At 53.3% G+C, this 15,625-nt stretch carries 12 protein-coding genes and 1 rRNA gene; 9 read left to right on the top strand and 4 right to left on the bottom strand.

Going from position 1 to position 15,625, the window contains the following annotated elements; genetic code table 11:
* The 5 genes from rrf to aceK form a co-directional block, all read left to right on the top strand.
* Window positions 1-101: ribosomal RNA gene (gene rrf, locus MUA00_RS00530) — 5S ribosomal RNA — on the top strand; the annotation flags it as partial.
* 246 nt (window positions 102-347) lie between these two features.
* Window positions 348-1,277, top strand: coding sequence for a homoserine O-acetyltransferase MetA (gene metA / locus MUA00_RS00525; RefSeq protein WP_271121276.1), 930 nt, complete (start codon window positions 348-350; stop codon window positions 1,275-1,277).
* Window positions 1,278-1,534: 257 nt separating this feature from the next.
* Window positions 1,535-3,133: a malate synthase A gene (aceB, locus tag MUA00_RS00520; RefSeq protein WP_271121275.1), complete on the top strand. Its 1,599-nt coding sequence runs from the start codon at window positions 1,535-1,537 to the stop codon at window positions 3,131-3,133.
* A 30-nt stretch (window positions 3,134-3,163) separates the two neighbouring features.
* A complete protein-coding gene (gene aceA / locus MUA00_RS00515; RefSeq protein WP_271121274.1) occupies window positions 3,164-4,474 on the top strand; it encodes an isocitrate lyase in 1,311 nt (436 codons plus the stop codon).
* A gap of 60 nt (window positions 4,475-4,534) precedes the next feature.
* A complete protein-coding gene (gene aceK, locus MUA00_RS00510; RefSeq protein WP_271121273.1) occupies window positions 4,535-6,271 on the top strand; it encodes a bifunctional isocitrate dehydrogenase kinase/phosphatase in 1,737 nt (578 codons plus the stop codon).
* Window positions 6,272-6,343: 72 nt separating this feature from the next.
* On the opposite strand, the gene iclR is transcribed toward aceK, so the two are convergent.
* Window positions 6,344-7,177 (bottom strand): glyoxylate bypass operon transcriptional repressor IclR, encoded by an 834-nt coding sequence (gene iclR / locus MUA00_RS00505; RefSeq protein WP_271121272.1) that lies wholly within the window; start codon window positions 7,175-7,177, stop codon window positions 6,344-6,346.
* A 212-nt stretch (window positions 7,178-7,389) separates the two neighbouring features.
* Between iclR and metH the strand changes: the two genes are divergently transcribed.
* The 3 genes from metH to MUA00_RS00490 all read left to right on the top strand — a co-directional run bounded on the left by metH (window position 7,390) and on the right by MUA00_RS00490 (window position 13,379).
* Window positions 7,390-11,073, top strand: a complete 3,684-nt coding sequence (gene metH / locus MUA00_RS00500) for a methionine synthase (RefSeq protein WP_271121271.1) — start codon at window positions 7,390-7,392, stop codon at window positions 11,071-11,073.
* A 204-nt stretch (window positions 11,074-11,277) separates the two neighbouring features.
* The gene (locus tag MUA00_RS00495) at window positions 11,278-12,909 is read left to right on the top strand and encodes a Na/Pi cotransporter family protein (RefSeq protein ID WP_271121270.1); all 1,632 of its coding nucleotides are present in this window, start codon (window positions 11,278-11,280) and stop codon (window positions 12,907-12,909) included.
* A 65-nt stretch (window positions 12,910-12,974) separates the two neighbouring features.
* Window positions 12,975-13,379: a hypothetical protein gene (locus MUA00_RS00490; RefSeq protein WP_271121269.1), complete on the top strand. Its 405-nt coding sequence runs from the start codon at window positions 12,975-12,977 to the stop codon at window positions 13,377-13,379.
* Window positions 13,380-13,442: 63 nt separating this feature from the next.
* Here MUA00_RS00490 and MUA00_RS00485 read toward each other — a convergent pair whose 3' ends face one another.
* The gene (locus MUA00_RS00485) at window positions 13,443-13,730 is read right to left on the bottom strand and encodes an addiction module antidote protein (RefSeq protein WP_271121268.1); all 288 of its coding nucleotides are present in this window, start codon (window positions 13,728-13,730) and stop codon (window positions 13,443-13,445) included.
* A gap of 4 nt (window positions 13,731-13,734) precedes the next feature.
* On the bottom strand, window positions 13,735-14,037 hold the full coding sequence (locus tag MUA00_RS00480; protein WP_271121267.1) for a type II toxin-antitoxin system RelE/ParE family toxin: 303 nt from the start codon (window positions 14,035-14,037) through the stop codon (window positions 13,735-13,737).
* A gap of 214 nt (window positions 14,038-14,251) precedes the next feature.
* On the opposite strand from MUA00_RS00480, the gene rluF reads away from it, so the two are divergent.
* Window positions 14,252-15,124 (top strand): 23S rRNA pseudouridine(2604) synthase RluF, encoded by an 873-nt coding sequence (gene rluF / locus MUA00_RS00475; protein WP_271121266.1) that lies wholly within the window; start codon window positions 14,252-14,254, stop codon window positions 15,122-15,124.
* 1 nt (window position 15,125) lies between these two features.
* On the opposite strand, the gene MUA00_RS00470 is transcribed toward rluF, so the two are convergent.
* Window positions 15,126-15,398 (bottom strand): DUF3811 domain-containing protein, encoded by a 273-nt coding sequence (locus MUA00_RS00470; RefSeq protein ID WP_271121265.1) that lies wholly within the window; start codon window positions 15,396-15,398, stop codon window positions 15,126-15,128.
* Between the last annotated feature and the right edge of the window lie 227 nt (window positions 15,399-15,625).

Raw genomic sequence — 15,625 nt, 5'->3', positions numbered from 1 at the left:
GCGGTGGTCCCACCTGATCCCATGCCGAACTCAGAAGTGAAACGCCGTAGCGCCGATGGTAGTGTGGGGTCTCCCCATGCGAGAGTAGGGAACTGCCAGGCTCCAAATAAGTGAGAAGCCCTGCACGCCGTGCAGGGCTTTTTGCCGTCTGCGATTTACATAAAACCACTATTATAATCTTCTGCAATTCCCGCTATTTTCCAGCGTATTCCACTGTGCTAAGACCCTTCTCTTAAGTGAAACATTTTCAACTAACTGATGAATACTCGACATTTGCCAGTCGTCGCGTTATCTTCGGCTATCTGGATGTCTAAACGTTTAAACGTATGCTGTGAGGATATAAGGTTATGCCGATTCGGGTACAGGATGAGTTACCAGCCGTCAATTTCCTGCGTGAAGAAAATGTCTTTGTCATGACATCATCACGCGCGAGCAATCAGGAAATCCGTCCGCTAAAAGTACTCATACTTAATCTGATGCCGAAAAAGATCGAGACGGAAAATCAATTTTTACGTCTGCTTTCTAACTCTCCTTTGCAAATTGACGTCCAGCTACTGCGTATCGACTCGCGCGAGTCGCGTAATACTCCCACCGAGCATCTCAACAATTTCTACTGTAATTTTGAAGATATTCAGCATGAAAACTTTGACGGCCTGATCGTCACCGGCGCCCCCCTGGGCTTGGTTGAGTTTAACGATGTCGCTTACTGGCCGCAGATTGAACAGGTGCTGCACTGGGCAAAAGATCACGTCACTTCTACGCTGTTTGTCTGTTGGGCCGTCCAGGCGGCGTTGAATATCCTTTATGGCATTCCTAAACAGACGCGGCAGGAGAAACTTTCCGGCGTTTATGAACATCATCTGACCTACCCGCATGCTCTTTTAACCCGCGGCTTTGACGATACTTTTCTTGCACCGCACTCGCGTTATGCTGATTTCCCTGCTTCTCTGATTCGTGATTACACCGATCTGGAGATTCTGGCTGAGTCAGAAGAAGGGGATGCATACCTCTTTGGCAGCAAAGATAAGCGTATCGCTTTCGTCACCGGTCATCCGGAATATGACGCGCATACGCTTTCCGGCGAATATTTCCGCGATGTTGAAGCAGGTTTGAACCCTGATGTGCCATATAACTATTTCCCGGATAACGATCCACAAAAGAAACCACGAGCCACGTGGCGCAGCCACGGTAATTTACTCTTCACCAACTGGCTGAACTATTACGTTTACCAGATCACTCCGTTCGATCTACGTCATATGAACCCTACGCTCGACTAAGCGTTTCAGCATCCCACCCTACCTACGATCAAGGCACCTTATGGTGCCTTTTTTACTGTCTAAAAACCCATTCCCCTTCTGAGATATTTTTAATCTTATATTTATCAATCTGATAAGTGATTTTTAATTCAAAAATGGAAATTGTTTTTGATTTTAAAAAATCATCAAGTAGTCTTAATTCTGTTGCACGAAATCTGCACAGCCGTATGGATCCACTTTTTGCGGTATCGACGGGATAAGACGAGGGGAATAATCCAATGACACAACAAATAGTTAGCGCCGAGCTGGCCTTCAGCCAGCCTTTTGGAGAGCAAGAGCAGCAGATCCTTACGCCAGACGCGGTAGAGTTTCTTAGCGAACTCGTCGTCCGTTTTACGCCACAGCGCAACAAGCTGTTGACCGCGCGCGCAGCTCAGCAGGCGGCAATTGATGCCGGAGAGTTACCTGATTTTATTTCGGAAACCAGTTCCATTCGTGAAGGCGGCTGGACGATTCGCGGCATTCCTGATGATTTGCTCGATCGTCGCTTAGAGATTACCGGGCCCGTTGAACGCAAAATGGTGATCAACGCGCTGAACGCCAACGTAAAAGTTTTTATGGCTGATTTCGAAGATTCCCTGGCGCCGAGCTGGAGCAAAGTCATTGATGGCCAAATTAACCTGCGTGACGCCATCAACGGCACTATTAGCTGGACTAACGAAGCCGGGAAAATCTACCAGTTAAAACCGGACCCGGCAGTATTAGTCTGTCGCGTCCGCGGCCTGCATCTGCCAGAAAAGCATGTGACCTGGCGTGATGAGCCTGTCCCCGGCAGCCTGTTTGATTTCGCGCTCTACTTCTTCCACAACGTAGATACCTTGCTGGCAAAAGGCAGCGGCCCTTACTTCTACCTGCCAAAAACACAGTCCTGGCAGGAAGCCGCCTGGTGGAGTGAAGTGTTCAGCTTTACCGAGGACCATTTCTCCCTGCCGCGCGGCACCATCAAAGCCACGCTGCTGATTGAAACTTTGCCAGCCGTGTTCCAGATGGATGAAATTCTGCACGCGCTGCGCGATCACATCGTTGGCCTGAACTGTGGCCGCTGGGATTACATCTTTAGCTACATCAAAACGCTGAAGAACTATCCCGATCGCGTCCTGCCCGATCGTCAGTCCGTCACAATGGACAAACCATTCCTGAACGCTTATTCGCGCTTGTTGATCAAAACCTGTCACCGCCGCGGCGCATTTGCCATGGGCGGTATGGCAGCGTTTATCCCGAGCAAGGACAGCGAGCGTAACGAATGGGTGTTGAACAAGGTTAAAGCGGATAAACAAATGGAGGCGAATAACGGCCACGACGGCACCTGGATTGCCCATCCGGGACTTGCCGACGCGGTAATGGACGTTTTCGACAAAGCGCTTGGCGATAATCACAATCAGCTTTCAGTCCTGCGTGAAGAGGATGCTCCGATTACCGCAGCGCAGTTGCTGGAACCTTGCCCGGGCGAGCGTACCGAAGACGGCATGCGAGCCAATATTCGTGTTGCCGTGCAATATATCGAGGCGTGGATTTCAGGTAATGGCTGCGTACCCATTTACGGGCTGATGGAAGATGCCGCGACGGCAGAAATCTCCCGCACCTCAATCTGGCAGTGGATCCATCATGAAAAATCGCTGAGCAACGGCCAGACGGTTACCAAAGCGCTGTTCCGCCAGATGCTCGCCGAAGAAATGCTCGTCATCCAGGAAGAGCTCGGCGACAGGCGTTTTAGCCAGGGGCGCTTCGACGAAGCCGCACGCCTGATGGAGCAGATCACCACTTCCGAGACGTTAATCGACTTCCTGACGCTGCCGGGCTACCGCCTGCTTGCCTGAACCCAACCTGTATAAAAAGGAGCATCTGCCATGAAAAGTACCTCTCGTACCCAACAGATTGAACAATTACAACAAGAATGGGCTCAACCGCGCTGGGAAGGCATCAAGCGTCCGTACAGCGCTGAAGAAGCGGTGAAGCTGCGCGGCTCGGTGAATCCGGAATGCACGCTTGCGCAAAACGGCGCGGCAAAAATGTGGCGTTTGTTGCACGGCGAATCTAAAAAAGGTTACATCAATAGCCTCGGTGCGTTGACCGGCGGGCAAGCGCTGCAACAGGCTAAAGCGGGCATTGAGGCTATCTACCTTTCTGGCTGGCAGGTTGCGGCGGACGCAAACCTGGCCTCCAGCATGTACCCGGATCAATCTCTCTATCCTGCGAACTCCGTTCCTGCTGTGGTCGATCGGATCAACAATACTTTTCGCCGTGCGGATCAGATCCAGTGGGCGTCGAATATCGAACCGGGCGATCCGCGTTATGTCGACTACTTTCTGCCGATCGTTGCCGATGCAGAAGCCGGATTTGGCGGCGTACTGAACGCCTTTGAACTGATGAAATCCATGATCCAGGCAGGGGCGGCGGCCGTTCACTTCGAAGATCAACTCGCGTCGGTGAAGAAATGCGGTCATATGGGCGGCAAAGTGCTGGTTCCTACTCAGGAAGCGATTCAGAAACTGGTAGCCGCGCGTCTGGCGGCTGATGTGATGGGCGTGCCGACTCTGCTGATCGCACGCACCGACGCCGATGCTGCGGATTTAATCACTTCCGACTGCGACGAATATGACCGTGAATTTATTACCGGCGAGCGCACCCAGGAAGGGTTTTATCGTACTCGCGCGGGCGTAGAGCAAGCTATCAGCCGCGGGCTTGCCTACGCGCCATATGCGGATTTGGTGTGGTGCGAAACGTCAAAGCCGGACCTCGATCAGGCGCGGCGCTTTGCTGAGGCGATTCACGCTCGCTTCCCTGGCAAACTGCTGGCCTATAACTGCTCCCCGTCCTTTAACTGGAAGAAAAATCTCGACGATAAAACCATTGCTTCATTCCAGGAAGAGCTGTCCGCGATGGGCTACAAATATCAGTTCATCACGCTCGCGGGCATCCACAGCATGTGGTTCAACATGTTCGACCTGGCCCATTCCTACGCGCAGGGCGAAGGCATGAAACATTACGTGGAAAAAGTGCAGCAGCCTGAGTTTGCCGCGGCGCCTGAAGGCTACACCTTTGTTTCTCATCAACAGGAAGTGGGCACCGGCTACTTTGACCGCGTGACGACAATCATTCAGGGCGGCGCTTCTTCAGTGACTGCGCTGACAGGATCGACCGAAGAAGACCAGTTCTAGCTCCATCGCTTCCCTCTCCCCAAAGGGAGAGGGTGAGGGGAAATGACGACGGAGAGACCCATGACGCCCAGGCATGAACTGTTAGTCGCACATACCATCCTGCAAGGTTTTGACGCGCAATATGGTCGCTTTCTTGAGATAACCGCAGGCGCCCAGCAGCGCTTCGAACAGGCAGACTGGCATGCCGTGCAGCAGGCGATGAAAAGCCGTATCCATCTCTACGATCATCACGTTGGACTGGTCGTTGAGCAGTTGCGCTGCATTACTGGCGGAGCGAATACCGACGCTGAATTTTTGCTGCGAGTGAAAGAGCAGTACACCAATTTATTGCCGGATTACCCTCGCTTTGAAATTGCAGAGAGTTTTTTTAATTCCGTCTACTGTCGGTTATTTGACCACCGCTCGCTGACTCCCGAGCGGCTTTTTATCTTCAGTTCGCAGGCGGAAGGGCGATTTCGCACCATCCCGCGGCCTTTATCAAAATCTTTTTCCCCCGCTCAGGGCTGGCAGCCGTTGCTGGCTGCGGTGCTTGCCGATCTGCCGCTGCGCTTGCCGTGGCAAGACTTATCGCGCGATGCGGGCTACATTCTCGCTCATCTGAACGAAGCCTTTGGTTGCGAGGCGTTATGTACCGCGCATCTGGAAGTGGCTAACGAACTTTTCTATCGCAATAAAGCGGCATGGCTGGTGGGCAAACTTATTCTGCCCACCGGAAAGGTGCCGTTTCTATTACCGATTCATCGTACCGATGACGGGCACCTTATTGTCGATACCTGCCTGACCAGCACCGCCGAGGCAAGCATCGTCTTTGGCTTCGCCCGTTCATATTTTATGGTTTACGCGCCGCTCCCGGCCGCGCTTGTGGAATGGCTGCGTGAAATACTGCCAGGCAAAACCACCGCCGAACTGTACATGGCGATTGGCTGCCAGAAGCACGGCAAAACAGAAAGTTACCGTGAATATCTTTCCTGGATAACCACGACGGATGAACAGTTTATTGAAGCGCCCGGCATACGGGGCATGGTGATGCTGGTATTTACGCTACCCGGCTTCGACAGAGTATTCAAAGTCATTAAGGATAAATTCGCCCCGCAGAAAGAGGTCAGCGCCGAAAGAGTCCGCGCCTGCTATCAACTGGTCAAAGAGCACGATCGTGTCGGGCGAATGGCGGACACGCAGGAATTTGAAAACTTCGTGTTGAACAAAAACCAGATAAGCACGCAGTTGATGGCGCTGTTATACGAAGAAGTGCCAGAAAAATTAACCGATCTGGGCGACCGCATTGCCATCAGCCATCTCTATATTGAGCGCAGAATGGTGCCGCTCAACTTATGGCTGGAAAGGGTGGATGGACAGCAACTGCGCGATGCCGTGGAAGAATATGGCAACGCCATCCGCCAGCTTGCGGCGGCGAATATCTTTCCGGGCGATATGCTGTTTAAAAACTTTGGCGTGACGCGTCACGGGCGGGTGGTTTTCTATGATTACGATGAAATCTGCTATATGACCGAAGTGAATTTTCGCGACATTCCGCCGCCGCGTTTCCCGGAAGATGAAATGTCTGCGGAGCCCTGGTACAGCGTCTCGCCGGGCGATGTATTCCCGGAAGAGTTTCGCCATTATCTTTGTGCCGACCCGCGCATCCGCCCGTTGTTCGATGAAATGCACGGCGACCTGTTCCGGGCTGATTACTGGCGCGCATTACAGGAGCGCATTCGTAATGGACACGTGGAGGACGTTTATGCCTATCGGAGACGCCAGCGTTTCAGCCAAAGATATATCCCCGTCATACTTTAAGCCGCAGGGGTGTTGGCTGCACTCCCTTACCGCCTACCTGCAGCTCAAATTATTTAGGGGATGAGAGGCGAGTTAACGCCCGCCGCCGTAGGCCTGAGTAATCTCTTTCGCGGCTTTAATCACCAGCGCGCCAAGCTCCGTTACGCGATCGTCGGTGATGCGTGAAATTGGCCCTGAAATGGAGATAGCGGCAAACGCCTCATGATGTTCGTCATAAATACAGGCTGCCACGCAGCGTAGCCCCAGCGCATGTTCTTCATCATCGAAGGAGTATCCGCGCTTGCGGGTCTGGGCTAAATCCTCTTTCAGATGCAGCGGAGAGGTGAGCGTTGCGGGTGTATAGCTGTGCAGCCCTTTACGGTGCAGCAGCGTCGCCACCTGGTCATCGCTCAGATTTGCCAGAAAGATCTTGCCTGCGCCGGAAGCATGCATCGGTAACTTGCCGCCAATCGGCGCGGACATGCGCATCAGTTGGGCGCACTGTACCTGATCGATAATAATCGCCTGATGATCGCTATGGTCCAGCACCGCCAGATTCACCGTCTCGCCGGAATCTTCCATGAGCTTGCGCAGCATCGGATGGACGATAGCCAACAGGTTGCGGCTTTGCAGAAAACTGCTGCCTACGACGAACGCGTGCGCGCCAATCGTCCAGTGGCCGAGATCGCCAATCTGACGCACAAAACCGAGCTGTTGCATGGTGGTCAGCAGGCGATGAGTGGTGGAATTAGGTAAGCCAGCCTGCTGAGCAAGCTCGGTGAGCGCCACGCTGCCGTGAGATTCGGCAATCCATTCAAGCAGTTTCAAACCACGCGTCAGCGACTGGACCTGCCCGGTAGGCTGGGGAGCTGCCGCTGCGGAGCCGCGAGGTTTCTTGCCACGTTTGGCGGGAACGACTGCGACCATACCTGACTCCTTTTTTCATATCGTGGAAATCATTTTCGTTTTATTTGACGATAATGCAACCTGCATCAGACTCATCGGAGCAGTCAGGTGAACATGTCTCATGTTCGATGTCTTTTACCCTTTCGTAACTTATGCCAGTATGGTCTGCTGGCCTTTTCGCCACCCACGTTATATTTCGAACTGTTGATGTGTTAAGTATCCGGGAGCCTGAGTTGAGCAACAAAGTAGAAAAACTGCATCAGCAGTTGCAAGAACGCATTCTGGTACTGGATGGTGGTATGGGAACCATGATCCAGAGCTACCGTCTTGAAGAGAACGATTTCCGGGGCGACCGCTTTGCGGACTGGCCATGCGACCTGAAAGGCAACAATGACCTGCTGGTGCTGAGCAAACCGGAAATTATTGCCGCGATTCATTATGCCTACTTTGAAGCGGGTGCCGACATCGTCGAAACCAACACCTTCAACTCCACCACCATCGCGATGGCGGATTACCAGATGGAATCCCTGTCGGCGGAAATCAACTTTGAAGCTGCGAAACTGGCGCGTGCCTGCGCCGACGAATGGACTGCGCGCACGCCGGAAAAACCGCGTTACGTTGCCGGCGTGCTGGGCCCAACTAACCGCACGGCTTCTATTTCGCCAGACGTAAACGATCCTGCTTTTCGTAACGTCACTTTTGATGGGCTCGTCGAAGCCTACCGCGAATCCACTCGCGCGCTGGTGGAAGGCGGCGTTGACCTGATTATGATCGAAACGGTGTTCGATACCCTGAACGCCAAGGCGGCTATTTTTGCCGTTAAAGCCGAATTTGAAGCGCTTGGCGTCGATTTGCCGATCATGATTTCCGGCACCATTACCGATGCTTCTGGCCGTACCCTTTCCGGGCAAACGACGGAAGCGTTCTACAACTCTCTACGTCACGCGGATGCGCTGACCTTCGGCCTGAACTGCGCTCTGGGGCCAGACGAGCTGCGCCAGTACGTCGCCGAGCTGTCGCGTATTGCAGAATGCTACGTCACCGCGCACCCGAACGCCGGGCTGCCGAACGCCTTTGGCGAGTACGATCTGGATGCCGACACCATGGCCCGGCAGATTGGCGAATGGGCGCATGCGGGTTTCCTGAATATTGTCGGCGGCTGTTGCGGCACCACGCCGGAACATATTGCTGCGATGAGCAAGGCGGTGGAGGGCGTTGCGCCCCGCAGGCTGCCGGAACTGCCCGTTGCCTGCCGTCTTGCCGGGCTTGAGCCGCTGAACATTGGCGCGGAAAGCCTGTTTGTGAACGTAGGCGAACGGACTAACGTCACCGGCTCTGCCAAATTTAAGCGGCTGATTAAAGAAGAAAAATACAACGAAGCGCTGGAAGTTGCACTGCAACAGGTTGAAAGCGGCGCGCAGATCATCGACATCAATATGGATGAAGGGATGCTGGACGCCGAAGCGGCGATGGTGCGCTTCCTGAACCTGATTGCCGGTGAGCCGGATATCGCCCGCGTGCCGATCATGATTGACTCCTCGAAGTGGGAGGTCATCGAAAAAGGGCTGAAGTGCATTCAGGGCAAAGGCATTGTTAACTCTATCTCTATGAAAGAGGGCGTTGAACAATTTATTCACCACGCGAAACTGGTGCGCCGTTACGGTGCGGCGATGGTGGTAATGGCCTTTGACGAAGTGGGGCAGGCCGATACGCGCGAGCGTAAAATCGAAATCTGCCGCCGCGCCTATAAAATCCTCACTGAAGAAGTTGGCTTCCCGCCGGAAGATATCATCTTCGACCCGAATATCTTTGCGGTTGCTACCGGCATTGAAGAACATAACAACTATGCGCAGGACTTTATCGGCGCGTGTGAAGACATTAAACGTGAACTGCCGCATGCGCTGATTTCCGGCGGCGTATCTAACGTTTCGTTCTCATTCCGTGGGAACGACCCGGTGCGCGAAGCCATTCATGCCGTATTCCTCTACTATGCAATTCGCAACGGTATGGATATGGGCATCGTCAACGCCGGTCAGTTGGCGATATACGACGATCTTTCAAGTGAACTGCGCGACGCGGTGGAAGACGTCATTCTGAACCGCCGCGAGGATGGGACGGAACGTCTGCTTGAGCTGGCTGAAAAATATCGCGGCAGCAAAAGCGACGACGCGGCAAACGCTCAGCAGGCCGAGTGGCGCACGTGGGAAGTGAAAAAACGCCTCGAATACTCGCTGGTGAAAGGCATTACCGAATTTATTGAGCTCGATACCGAAGAAGCCCGCCTGCAGGCCGAACGCCCGATTGAGGTGATTGAAGGGCCGTTGATGGACGGCATGAACGTGGTCGGCGACCTATTCGGGGAAGGCAAAATGTTCCTGCCGCAGGTGGTGAAATCTGCCCGCGTAATGAAGCAGGCGGTTGCGTACCTGGAGCCGTATATCGAAGCCAGCAAAGAGAAAGGCTCCACCAACGGCAAGATCGTGCTCGCAACGGTGAAAGGCGATGTCCATGACATCGGCAAAAATATCGTTGGCGTGGTGCTGCAATGTAACAACTACGAAATTATCGACCTTGGCGTTATGGTGCCGGGCGAGAAGATTTTGAAAACCGCACGCGAAGTGGGGGCCGATATTATCGGCCTGTCCGGGCTTATCACGCCGTCGCTGGATGAAATGGTTAACGTCGCCAAAGAGATGGAGCGCCAGGGCTTCACGCTGCCGCTGTTGATTGGCGGCGCGACAACATCCAAAGCGCACACGGCGGTGAAAATCGAGCAGAACTACAGTGGTCCAACGGTTTATGTGCAGAACGCCTCGCGCACCGTAGGCGTGGTTTCCGCATTGCTTTCCCCAACGCAGCACGATGATTTTGTGGCTCGCACCCGTAAAGAGTACGTAACCGTTCGCACTCAGCACGCCCGCAAAAAACCGCGCACCCCGCCAGTCACCCTGCAGGCCGCACGTGAAAACGATCTGGCGTTCGACTGGGCAAGCTATACGCCTCCGGTCGCGCATCGTCTGGGCGTACAGGAAGTGACCGCCAGTATCGAAACGCTGCGTAATTACATCGACTGGACCCCGTTCTTTATGACCTGGTCGCTGGCCGGGAAATATCCGCGCATTCTCGAAGATGAAGTTGTGGGTGAAGAAGCGCAGCGCCTGTTTAAAGATGCCAACGACATGCTCGATAAACTGCACGCTGAAAAATCCCTTAATCCACGCGGTGTGGTTGGCCTGTTCCCGGCAAACCGCGTGGATGACGATATCGAAATTTATCGCGATGAATCTCGCACGCAGGTATTGACCGTGGCTCATCACCTGCGTCAGCAAACCGAAAAAGTCGGTTTTGCGAACTACTGCCTGGCGGATTTTGTCGCGCCAAAACACAGCGGCAAAGAAGACTACATTGGGGCGTTTGCGGTGACCGGCGGCATGGAGGAAGACGCGCTGGCTGAGGCTTTTGAAGCGCAGCATGATGATTACAATAAAATCATGGTGAAAGCGATAGCCGATCGCCTGGCGGAAGCTTTCGCGGAATACCTGCACGAACGCGTGCGTAAAGTTTACTGGGGCTACGCGCCAACGGAAAACCTGAGCAACGAAGAGCTGATCCGCGAAAACTACCAGGGGATTCGTCCGGCGCCGGGCTATCCGGCCTGTCCGGAACATACCGAAAAGGCCACTATCTGGGAGCTGTTGGATGTCGAAAATGTTATCGGCATGAAGCTTACCGAATCCTACGCCATGTGGCCGGGCGCGTCGGTTTCCGGCTGGTACTTCAGCCATCCGGACAGCAAATATTACGCCGTGGCGCAAATCCAGCGCGATCAGGTGGAGGATTATGCCCGGCGTAAAGGAATGTCCGTCACCGACGTTGAACGCTGGTTAGCGCCGAATCTGGGCTACGACGCCGATTAAATTTTTCATTAAATCAAGGTGGATGGCGCTGTCGCTTATCCGCCCTACCTAAAAAGTAGGTCGGGTAAGCCTGGCGCCACCCGACGCTATTTTGCGTTACCTCCCTTCGATAGTCGCTTACGTCACGTAAAGTTCATTTACCTGCAAACGAGATATACTCACCAGAGAGGGAATGACTAACTAACACAATACTCAGGAGAAAGTGTGCTTACTCTACTGCATCTGCTTTCTGCGGTGGCGCTACTGGTCTGGGGCACGCACATTGTGCGTACCGGCATCATGCGCGTTTACGGCGCCAATCTCCGTAGTGTGCTCAGCCGCAGCGTTGAAAAGAAACCGCTCGCCTTCTGCGCGGGCATTGGCGTAACTGCGCTTGTTCAGAGCAGTAACGCGACGACTATGCTGGTCACCTCTTTTGTGGCGCAGGATCTGGTGGCGCTCACGCCTGCGCTGGTGATTGTTCTGGGAGCCGACGTTGGTACCGCGCTGATGGCGCGAGTTCTGACGTTTGACCTCTCTTGGCTTTCGCCGTTGTTGATTTTTATCGGGGTGATCTTCTTCCTCAGCCGTAAGCAATCACGCGCCGGGCAACTTGGCCGCGTCGGCATTGGTTTAGGGTTGATTTTACAGGCGCTGGAGCTGATTGTGGCCGCCGTCACGCCGATAACCCAGGCTTCAGGCGTTCAGGTTATCTTCGCCTCGCTGACCGGCGATATCATGCTCGATGCGCTAATTGGCGCCATGTTCGCCGTGATTAGCTATTCCAGCCTTGCCGCCGTGTTGCTTACCGCCACGCTTACCTCGACCGGCGTTATCTCCTTTGACGTTGCGCTGTGCCTGGTAATTGGCGCAAACCTCGGCTCCGGCCTGCTGGCGATGATTAACAATAGCGCCGCTAACGCAGCCGCGCGACGAGTTGCCCTGGGCAGCCTGCTGTTTAAGCTGGTGGGCAGCCTGATCGTGCTGCCGTTTGTGCATATCCTCGCCAATCTTATGCATAAGCTACCGCTGCCGGAATCCGAGCTGGTTATCTATTTCCACGTCTTCTACAACCTCATCCGCTGCCTGGCGATGGTGCCGTTTGCCGGACCGATGGCGCGCTTCTGCCGCCGGGTAATTAGCGAAGCGCCAGAGCTTGACGCCCGCATGAAGCCGAAGCATCTCGACCCAACGGCCATTGATACGCCTGCGTTAGGTTTGTCGAACGCCGCCAGGGAAACGCTGCGCATGGGGGATTTGCTCGAACAGATGCTGGAAACCTGGAGCAAAGTCATGCACGGTGAGCCGCGCCAGGAGAAGGAATTGCGCAAGCTCGCCGATGACGTGGATGTGCTTTATACCGCCATCAAACTCTATATGGCGCAAATGCAGAAAGAAGATCTGGCAGAAATTGAATCCCGTCGCTGGGCAGAAATTATCGAAATGTCGCTTAACCTTGAACAGGCGGCGGATATTCTTGAGAGAATGGGCAGCGAAGTGGCGGATAAATCTCTCGCCGCGCGGCGCGCGTTCTCGCCGGATGGCCTGACGGAGCTGGATAACCTTCTGCAGCAGCTCACAAGCAATCTGAAGCTTAGCCTGTCGGTGTTCTTCTCGGCGGATGTGAGCAGCGCGCGTCGTCTGCGCCGTAACAAACATCGCTTCCGTATTATGAATCGCCGCTTCTCTCACGCTCACGTCGATCGTCTGCATCAGCAAAACGTGCAAAGTATTGAAACCAGCTCCCTGCACCTTGGCTTGCTGGGAGACATGAAGCGACTGAACTCCTTATTCTGCGCAGTGGCTTACAGCGTGCTGGAGCAGCAGGATGACGACGATGAAAGGGATGAATATTAATTTTCCAGGGCCAGCCCGACTGGTTATAATCTGGCCCGTTAAATTAATAAAACAAAAGGAATTTAATGATGAAGTTTAAACAGATGATAGCTGCGGCTGTTTGTATCGCTGCTTTGGCAGGATGTTCCGCAATGGATCGCACAAAACCGGTTCTGACGCCAACCACTGTGGTTACCCAGCACGTTACGGCAGACCAGGTGAAGCAGGCTATCTTAACCGCGGGTCAGGGACGTAACTGGATAATGACCGTGGCAGGCCCTGGCGTAATTAACGCGACACAGAATGTCCGCGACCACAGCGCAACGGTGCGCATTAACTACAGCGAAAGGGAATACTCCATTCATTACGTGAGCAGCGTAAACCTGATGGCATCGGGCGGCGAAATTCACCGTGCCTATAACCATTGGGTCAACAACCTGGATAACGATATCAAGGTGAAATTAGCCGTTCTCGCCGCGTCCCCGCAGTAACTTTTCCATCAGCGGGCGACAAAATTAATATTTGTCGCCCCTGCTGCTCGTTTCTTCCTGGAATCATCGCGGCTTTTTAGTCGTTAATTCGATTCCCAGAGCCTTCATAACCGCCAGCGTACTCTTAAGCGTTGGATTTCCCTCTTCGCTAAAGGAACGGTAAAGCTGTTCGCGTGACAAACCCGTCTCTGTGGCAATGCCGGTCATTCCTTTTGCGCGCGCAACAACGCCCAGCGCTTTCGCAATGTAGGCCGCATCGCCTGTTTCGAGAGCGTCAGCCATAAAGAAAGCAATTTCTTCCTCATCTACCAACGCTGCAGCGGGATCGTAATCAGTTATTTTAACCTTCACCCTGTTACTCCTCATCTATCCATGCTTTTGCCAGCATTTTCGCCAGAAAAATGTCTTGCGATTGTGAACGCTTATCGCCCCCGCATAACAGCAAAAGAATGCTCTTCCCTTGTTGTTTAACGTAGATGCGGTATCCCGGTCCATAATGAATTCTCAATTCACTAATACCTTCCCCAACAGGACGGACATCTCCTGCCAGGCCGTTTGCGAGACGTAGCAGCCGAGTGGCGACCACCGATCTTGTTCGCTGATCTTTAAGTCTGGCTTCCCAGCGACGATAAACGTCCGTTTGTTTGAATCCATTCATAGTAGTTTATAAAATACGTTCTGGGTAGTTAAACGATGAGGGAGGCTATATGTTTTTCTGGCACCCAAACAAGGCAGGCGTTTTAAATCCGGAAAGCAGGCCGCAAGGCTATTTGCCAAACTGCGAGATATCTCGGGATTAACGAACAATGTGCGAAACCCCTGTTCGCAACGCCCGAAGGGTAAGGTATAGTCCGTTTTTTTACGGAGGAACCATGCTGACCAACTCATCTGTACGTCTGAACAAATACATTAGCGAGAGCGGTATTTGCTCCCGTCGCGACGCCGATCGTTATATTGAACAGGGAAACGTTTTTATTAACGGCAAGCGAGCCGCGATCGGCGATCGGGTATTTGCCGGCGATGTGGTGAAGGTCAACGGTCAGTTAATCGAACCTCGCAGCGAAGACGATCTGGTGCTTATCGCGCTGAACAAACCGGTAGGTATCGTGAGCACTACCGAAGACGGCGAGAAAGACAACATTGTCGATTTCGTAAATCACAGCAAACGCGTGTTCCCGATTGGTCGTCTGGATAAAGATTCTCAGGGTCTTATTTTCCTGACTAACCATGGCGATCTGGTAAACAAAATCCTGCGCGCCGGGAACGATCACGAAAAAGAATACATCGTGACGGTCAACAAGCCTGTCACCGACGAGTTTATCCGTGGCATGGGCGCGGGCGTACCAATGCTGGGCACGGTGACTAAAAAATGCAAAGTGAAGAAAGAAGCCCCGTTCGTGTTTCGCATTACGCTGGTGCAGGGGCTTAACCGCCAGATCCGCCGTATGTGCGAACATTTTGGTTATGAAGTCACAAAGCTTGAGCGTACCCGCATTATGAATGTCAGCCTGAAAGGGCTGCCGTTGGGTGAATGGCGAGATTTAACAGACGATGAGCTGGTTGAGCTATTTAAGCTGATTGAGGATTCTTCTTCTGAAGCGAAACCGGCGAAAAAGCCAAAGGCCAGGCCTGCAGCGGTAAAAAAACCTGCCAGTAATGGACCGAAGAGCTCGGCAAAAACCCCGGCAGAGCTTGCTTCACGCAAACGCTTTGCCCAGCCAGGGCGCAAGAAAAAAGGGCGCTAAGCTAGCGTTTTCCGCGCGTGTGGGTATTAGCCGACCACGAAAACGTAGCGGATGTATCAGGTTTAAACGCTTTTTGTTTCTTAAGGGCGCGAGCTTTTTTGGCAGCAAGCTCACGCTCAGCCATCAGTTTGTCGATATATTCTTTTTTGACGTGGTTAATTTCTGAGTTGGTCAGAGGGCGGCCCTCTGCGATACGTGCGCGGTCGAGCAGCGTTTTCAGTTCGCGTTGCTCGCTTTCCGTCATGTCTTGCTGTGTCAGTCTTGCTGTGGACATCGTTGCGACCTCGTAAGGAAAGGACACTCAGTGTAAAGCAAAGCTCTCCTGAGCTCAGTAAAAATCACTACCTTCAGCGCGACTAACAAAAAAGCCCGGTTTTGGACTGCACCCCAAAAGTTGGATACCCAACTGAGTAAGGTGCAGTTTTTTATGGCAAAGCCAAAATATTCCCTCGAAACCAGATTAGCTGTAGTCAATCACTACCTTGCCGGAAAAGATGGAAC

Source organism: Dryocola boscaweniae (genome assembly GCF_025215095.1).
Classification (GTDB): domain Bacteria; phylum Pseudomonadota; class Gammaproteobacteria; order Enterobacterales; family Enterobacteriaceae; genus Dryocola; species Dryocola boscaweniae.
This window is presented reverse-complemented; position numbering and strand designations above follow the sequence as displayed.

Bases quoted from the DNA above. Each gene is read 5' to 3' on its own strand.
- metA (WP_271121276.1), top strand. From the start codon at position 348: ATGCCGATTCGGGTACAGGATGAGTTACCAGCCGTCAATTTCCTGCGT.
- aceB (WP_271121275.1), top strand. From the start codon at position 1,535: ATGACACAACAAATAGTTAGCGCCGAGCTGGCCTTCAGCCAGCCTTTT.
- aceA (WP_271121274.1), top strand. From the start codon at position 3,164: ATGAAAAGTACCTCTCGTACCCAACAGATTGAACAATTACAACAAGAA.
- aceK (WP_271121273.1), top strand. From the start codon at position 4,535: ATGACGCCCAGGCATGAACTGTTAGTCGCACATACCATCCTGCAAGGT.
- iclR (WP_271121272.1), bottom strand. From the start codon at position 7,177: ATGGTCGCAGTCGTTCCCGCCAAACGTGGCAAGAAACCTCGCGGCTCC.
- MUA00_RS00490 (WP_271121269.1), top strand. From the start codon at position 12,975: ATGATGAAGTTTAAACAGATGATAGCTGCGGCTGTTTGTATCGCTGCT.
- MUA00_RS00480 (WP_271121267.1), bottom strand. From the start codon at position 14,037: ATGAATGGATTCAAACAAACGGACGTTTATCGTCGCTGGGAAGCCAGA.
- rluF (WP_271121266.1), top strand. From the start codon at position 14,252: ATGCTGACCAACTCATCTGTACGTCTGAACAAATACATTAGCGAGAGC.
- MUA00_RS00470 (WP_271121265.1), bottom strand. From the start codon at position 15,398: ATGTCCACAGCAAGACTGACACAGCAAGACATGACGGAAAGCGAGCAA.